Below are 6280 nucleotides of genomic sequence, written 5' to 3'. Positions count from 1 at the left end.
ATGTTTTATCTCCTTGAATATGCTGGAGATACAATGTCTTTTTGCCAATTATGTTCCAAAAGTGAATAGATATGCGCCAAAAAGGACAGAAAACATCGAAAACAGGACGGTGATCATTACTTAAAATTCTAGAGTCTTTATTTTATTATTTCATTTTTTTGTAAAAACAGCGCGTCTTCTAAAATTTTAGTTTTTTATATTGCACTTATGATTAAAAGAATGCCTCAATTATTCAAAATAAATATCAAAAGTATTCAATTCAAAAAGCTATGAGAGATAAAAGAGAAGGAAGAAACATTAGTGTTCTAAGCTGTTTTTCCTTCTCTTATTGCTCTATATCAAAACGATGCTCGAAAAATTATTTCAATCTTTTAAGTAAAAGCTCCCAACACCAAGAAGGCAGATTCAAAATTTTTGAGGCAATGTCTGACAATTTTAAGATTATATCCAAAATTGACTTTTTTGTTGTGTTTTCAGTTTTGGGATGAGATGCAATATGCATATGTTCTGATGGACTATTTTGTATGAAGGTACCGTAATTTATAATGTTCATTTGAATCGGTGTATTAGAAGGGTTATGCACTGTTATTGGTGTATAGTCGCTAAAGATTTCTTCTTTTATGTTTTTTATATCCTTTGTTTCAAATATATCTTTATACAAACTGTTTTTGCATTTTTCCAACATGGTGTTGCTGAAAATACAGACATTCATTATTTTTCCCATGAGTGTTTTTATTTTATGGATAAAACTTTCGACATAGCTTGTGAATGGATTTTTCAAAGCCATTTTAATATCGTTACTGATGCTGATTATTTTGTCGAGCGCTTTTTTTACTGAGGAGTCCAAAATATCTTTGATATTTGAAAAGTCATGCTCATCAAGTTTGTTGATCATATCATAAGACCATCCCGAAAGACAGGCAATCATTTCTATTGTTTGCTTGATCCCTTCCTTTTTGCTTATTTCTCTTAAGTCTTTAACTTTTGCACGTCGTAAACTAATCTCTGTATATGTTTTTCCTTCAACTGTAAGGGGTATCAGTAATGGGACGCGTGTTATTTCTATTATGCACATTCACAGCTCCTATGAGTCAATTAAATAAAAATATATTAAATTACAGTATTATATTTATCAATATGTTATACAGTTTTTTTAATTTTTTATCTTAAGTAAAAAGTTTCATGCAATGAGCAAAGTATATTTGTTTTTTTGCAGGGGTGTCATTATACTCTATGAGCTGATAGACCTAAATTCTTTACAATAAAGGTTTATGTTGATAGGCTTTTCAAGCTATTGTTGTGTTAGAAGTGGGCTTTGTACGGTCGTAATTTTGGAGTAGAGCCGTCAATAGACCGTTTTTCTTCCTTGAATTTTGTAGATTCATTTCACTCGATATTGTATGAGAATACCATTGTTGTCGCGGAGAAGGTATGTAATATCAGTGCATTTTATCTATGATGTTTCTGAAAAAGGTTGATGTGTGTTATAGCAAGATGTGTGTACAGGAAAGCTTATTTAGGGAATAACTTTTTGTCCCATGAAGTCCGTAAAACAAAACGCTGTCTATAAGAAAAATAATATTTTTACAAAGTAAAATAATAACACTTTTAATAATTATTATTTGTATGTATAAGCATAAAATATAATTATATTTGTTATATTTAATTAAATACTATTTAATCTCTAACTAAAAGTGTGATTTTCTTTATGATTCATAAATATACATTACCATTCATTATACTTATTGTATGTTTATCGACGGGGGGATTGATTTCTACCGACATTTTTTTACCAGCACTGGGAGAGATGCGTCAATATTATCAAGTGACACAATCTCAAATTCAGAGTGCAGTGGCAGTTTTTTTGTTGGCATTGGCACTTGGACAGCTCATTTATGGGCCGCTGAGTGATAATTTTGGGCGTAAAAAAACACTTCTATTGGGCTTATTCTTGTGGTTATTTACAACATTTGGTGCGATTTATACGGTTCATATTCACGCTTTTCTTGTGTTACGTTTTTTGCAAGGTCTTGGTGCTTGTGCGGGACTTGTCTTAAGTCGTGCAATTATCAATGATTTGTTAGATAAAAAAGCAGCCGGAAAACTTTATTTGATTGTTTTCCCTTTTATTGGAATGTCACCAGCACTTGCACCTTTCATTGGTGGACTTTTGATACAAGCTTTTCATTGGCAGGCAACTTTTATCTTTTTAAGCTTTTTTATATTTTTGACCATTTTGCTGTGTTGTTTTGTGCTAACGGAAACTCTGCCCCCTCAAAAACGGCAGCATTTTTCCCCTGTAGGATTGATGAAGGCATATTTAGGCGTTTTTAGAAATAAACAATTTATTTTTTATGCACTTATTCCGTGTTTTTCTTACATAGCTTATTTTGCTTATATTGTGGAATCGCCTTTTTTACTCACGACTTTGGGTCTATCACCAATACACATTAGTTATAGCTACATTGGTGTCTCATTGCCCTATATTTTGGGAAATCTTTTGGCGCGATGGTTTTTTGAACGCGAGTCTATGGAAAAGACTGTCTGTCGAGGATACATTATTTTTGTTATAGGAGGCGTGCTCTTTGCTGTGCAAATGTATCTAAGCCCATGGCCCCTTGTGACAAGTTTTTTGGCTATTGCTGTTCTGACTTTTGGTAATGGTTTTTTATTGCCGTTAGGAACAGCGTTGGCTATTTCATCGCATCCGAAAGCTGCGGGAGCGGCTTCTGGTGTTATGGGATCTTTGCAATTAGGAAGTGCGGCGCTAAGTGCAGCGGTTATCGGAAAAATCTCTGGTCATAGCCCACGGGCTATGGCCACTTTGTTAGCTGTGTGTTGTATGATTGGTTTTATCATTTATATTCAAAAAGCGCGTCATTTTATGACCTCAGAAATGAGCTGAGTGAAATGATAAAAAGAAAGCATTATGCGGAAATGCTTTTGATGTTTTACACAAATGGGGCACCTGTACATTAGATGAATTTTTTTTATTAAGTTGTTGGATTGAATGGGTTTAAAATTTGTTACAAGCTTAGTTTGAGTTTAACAAATCGATTATGATGGGGGGGAGTATGAGCCTAGAGTTTCAACATATTTTCATTATATTGGGTGGGAAAAGTTTTGGCTCTAATGCATGTTTTAAAATAAGGGGAGGAATTGATCAATGAGCCTTCCTATTATTATTCTTTCTCCTGTAATGCCAATTTGGGATGGTGGTGTTTTTTGTTCTCCATTGACAAAGCTATGCTTATCAAAAGGATTCCCTGTCACTCTGCTGGATACGCTTTCTCTTTTTCCTAAGAGTTCTCATGTTCTCAATCATTCTGCTGTAGATATTTTATCTTTTATAGAAGAAAAACTTAAAAGCTATTTTAAAGAGCCCGCAGTGCTTGTGGGATTTTCTATGGCTGGAATGTTGGTACAAATATTGGCAGCACGGCTTCCCAATGTTCAAGCTGTGCTTGCTGTGAATGCACCTGGCTATCTTGATAAGGTTTTGCAACGGCGCCTTGGAGATATTCTTGTTTACTTAGAAAATAATGATTTATCAGGAGCTTTGGAAATACTCAATGGTTTTATGCATCCTTCTGGCATTATGAAAAAAAGAGTTTTATTGGAGGCTCCTGATCAACAAAAAAGCGTGGCAATTGAACGCATGACAAGAGGCTTTAAACTCTTATTGGCGATGGATGCTAGAGATGAAATAGTTAAGTATAAGGGGAAGTTTTTAGCTTTAGTGGGAGAAAAGTCACAACTTGCAACGGTAGATAATCAGACGAAAAGTCCTTGTTTCAATCATGAATATAAGATCATCTCTGGTGCTGGTACGCGTTTGTGGGAGGATAATCCTGTTATGACGGATACAGTCATTGATGAATGGATGGAGGGATTATGAAAAAGAAAGTTCTTGTATTACCTGGTGATGGGATAGGACCAGAGGTTTGTGATGCTGCGCTGATGGTCTTAGAGCAATTTCAATTGCCAATTGAGTTTACTTATGGTGATATTGGTTTTGAATGTTGGAAACAGGAAGGAGATCCTGTCCCTCAAGCAACTTGGCAAAAAATTACTCAGAGTGATGCGATTTTACTTGGAGCTGTGACCAGTAAAGGAAAAGAAGCGGCTTTAAAAGAACTTGAACCGCATTTAAAAGAGCAAAACCTTGCCTATGTTTCTCCTGTACTTCAGCTTCGCCAAAAATTAGGGTTGTTTGCAAATATACGCCCTATAAGATACATCTTTGGTCCGAAAAAACCTTTTCATTTTTATGTTATCAGAGAAAATAGTGAAGGTCTTTATGCTGGATTGGATTTTCGGGGTATCACTCCTGAAGCAGCCGCTTGGTTAAGACATCCCAATTTGACAAAATATGGGCTTGAGGAAGCTGCGTGGACAGTCCGTTTGCAGACACGCTTTGGTTTAGAGCGGTTATTTGAATACGCTTTTTCTTATGCAAGAAAATATGGCATGAGGCGAGTTACTTTTGCTGATAAGCCCAATGTTATGCGAGAAAGTGGACAATTTTCGCGAGAAATTTTTGAGAAAATTGCGCAAAACTATCCGGAAATTGAAGCAGATATTCATAATGTTGATGCAGTTGCTTTGTGGATTGTAACGAAGCCAGAGCAGTTTGGCGTGATTGTTGCTGAAAATATGTTTGGCAATATTCTCTCTGATCTTGGCTCTGGAGTAATGGGAGGATTGGGGCTTGCACCTAGTGCAAATGTGGGGAGCGAGATTGCTTATTTTGAACCTGTTCATGGAAGCGCACTACGTATTGCTGGACAAAATAAAGCAAATCCTTCTGCGATGCTTTATACCACGGCTTTACTCTTAGAACATTTAGGCTTTAAAGATGCAGCAAAACAACTGTCTGAGAGTGTTGATCAGGTTATTCGTGCTGGAAAAACTGTATCTTACGATCTAGGAGGTGTAGCCTCTACCCGTCAAATGGCTGAAGCTGTTCGCAATTCTCTCATGAAACCTGTCTCTATTTGTCATGCGGCAATTATTACTATTGGTGATGAACTCCTTTCAGGACAATATTTGAATACGAATTTACAAGATCTAAGCCAAAGCTTAAACAAGAGAAATATTCAAGTCACACGTCATTTTGTTTGTGCTGATCAATTACAGCAAATCAGTGAAACTGTTGTTTCTTGTCTTGGACAAGAAGATCTTATCATTATCAGTGGGGGATTGGGACCAACATCAGATGACATAACACGTGATGCGGTTGCAAAAGCCGTGCAGCAGCCTTTGGTACATCATGAAGATGTTTGGCAAACAATAAAAGGTCAATTACAACGATTAGGGATTACGGCGGATAAGAGTAATGCGCGTCAAGCATTGTTTCCTGAGACAGCAACCGTGCTTGATAATCCTACGGGTACAGCACCAGGGTTTTATCTCTCTTGCGATGGAAGTACGCTTGTTGTTTTGCCTGGTCCACTATCACAGGCTCTTGCGCTTTTAGAGAATTATTTAGAACACAATGAGAAGAAATATTCTTCTGTATCGCGTGCGAGGTATGCATGGACTTTGATTGGAATTGATGAAAGTACCATTGCGCAGTGGGTTGATTGTCATCTTGAAAATGAGCCATTTGAACGGCATTTTTTATGGAAAAGTCCCTATGTTCTTGTGCAGCTGATTGGTCAATCAGAAGCGCCCTTGGAACAACATTTCGTGGAAGAATTTGAAAATCATTTTCACCCCTATTTGGTTGGTGCAGAAGTGACTACTACTTGTAAACAATTAGCGATGCATGCAGAGGTTCATTGGTCTTCCAATGATCCGCAGCTTTTAAAATATTTTCAACCCATAGAAAAAAGTACAAAAAATATTCCAAATCTTGAGGTTGAAGTGAGCCTATCACCTTCTATCGAGACATTAGAAAATCAAGAAGAAAGCCTTGGACGTGCCACGATGACTATACGGATGAAAGGTTATGACGATGATCGTGTAACTTTTCCCTATACGCGACCACTTTTAGGTGTCGTCTTACAAGAATATGCAGCTTGGTTGGTTTTAAAAAGATATTTGCAAACTGAGAAAAGCAAATGAACCTCTATGGGGACGTAAAAATATTGCTCAAATTATTGAACGTTCTATTATAAGAAGTATTTTTATCCTTTTCTTAGGTGGTTTTTATCTATAGATTAATTTTTCTTTTGATGTGTAATTAAATGACTTTGATTGATTCAAGATTAAGAAAAACTTTACTATATTAGGCTCGCTGCATTCAATATTTATAAATGATTAATTATTATTATAA

4 protein-coding genes are annotated in these 6280 nt (G+C 36.1%); 3 read left to right on the top strand and 1 reads right to left on the bottom strand.

Annotation, left to right across the window (positions count from 1 at the left end):
- Positions 1 to 358 precede the first annotated feature (358 nt).
- Positions 359 to 1075 carry a phage tail assembly protein gene (locus ACFIJ9_RS08010; RefSeq protein WP_375636618.1) on the bottom strand — a complete coding sequence of 239 codons (717 nt, stop codon included), beginning with the start codon at positions 1073 to 1075 and terminating at the stop codon, positions 359 to 361.
- A 633-nt stretch (positions 1076 to 1708) separates the two neighbouring features.
- Here ACFIJ9_RS08010 and ACFIJ9_RS08005 point away from each other — a divergent pair.
- From ACFIJ9_RS08005 to ACFIJ9_RS07995, 3 genes are all read left to right on the top strand, one after another.
- Complete coding sequence (locus ACFIJ9_RS08005; protein WP_375636617.1) at positions 1709 to 2905, top strand: multidrug effflux MFS transporter; 1197 nt, start codon at positions 1709 to 1711, stop codon at positions 2903 to 2905.
- Positions 2906 to 3166: 261 nt separating this feature from the next.
- Positions 3167 to 3898 (top strand): alpha/beta fold hydrolase, encoded by a 732-nt coding sequence (locus ACFIJ9_RS08000; RefSeq protein WP_375636615.1) that lies wholly within the window; start codon positions 3167 to 3169, stop codon positions 3896 to 3898.
- Positions 3895 to 6069, top strand: coding sequence for an isocitrate/isopropylmalate family dehydrogenase (locus ACFIJ9_RS07995; RefSeq protein WP_375636613.1), 2175 nt, complete (start codon positions 3895 to 3897; stop codon positions 6067 to 6069). The genes ACFIJ9_RS08000 and ACFIJ9_RS07995 overlap by 4 nt, the downstream gene beginning before the upstream one ends.
- The last annotated feature ends 211 nt before the right edge of the window (positions 6070 to 6280 follow it).

Origin of the sequence: Bartonella sp. MR90HLJMH, from assembly GCF_042194115.1 — a bacterium.
Lineage (GTDB): Bacteria > Pseudomonadota > Alphaproteobacteria > Rhizobiales > Rhizobiaceae > Bartonella > Bartonella grahamii.
This window is presented reverse-complemented; position numbering and strand designations above follow the sequence as displayed.

Bases quoted from the DNA above. Each gene is read 5' to 3' on its own strand.
- ACFIJ9_RS08010 (WP_375636618.1), bottom strand. From the start codon at position 1,075: ATGTGCATAATAGAAATAACACGCGTCCCATTACTGATACCCCTTACA.
- ACFIJ9_RS07995 (WP_375636613.1), top strand. From the start codon at position 3,895: ATGAAAAAGAAAGTTCTTGTATTACCTGGTGATGGGATAGGACCAGAG.
- ACFIJ9_RS08000 (WP_375636615.1), top strand. From the start codon at position 3,167: ATGAGCCTTCCTATTATTATTCTTTCTCCTGTAATGCCAATTTGGGAT.
- ACFIJ9_RS08005 (WP_375636617.1), top strand. From the start codon at position 1,709: ATGATTCATAAATATACATTACCATTCATTATACTTATTGTATGTTTA.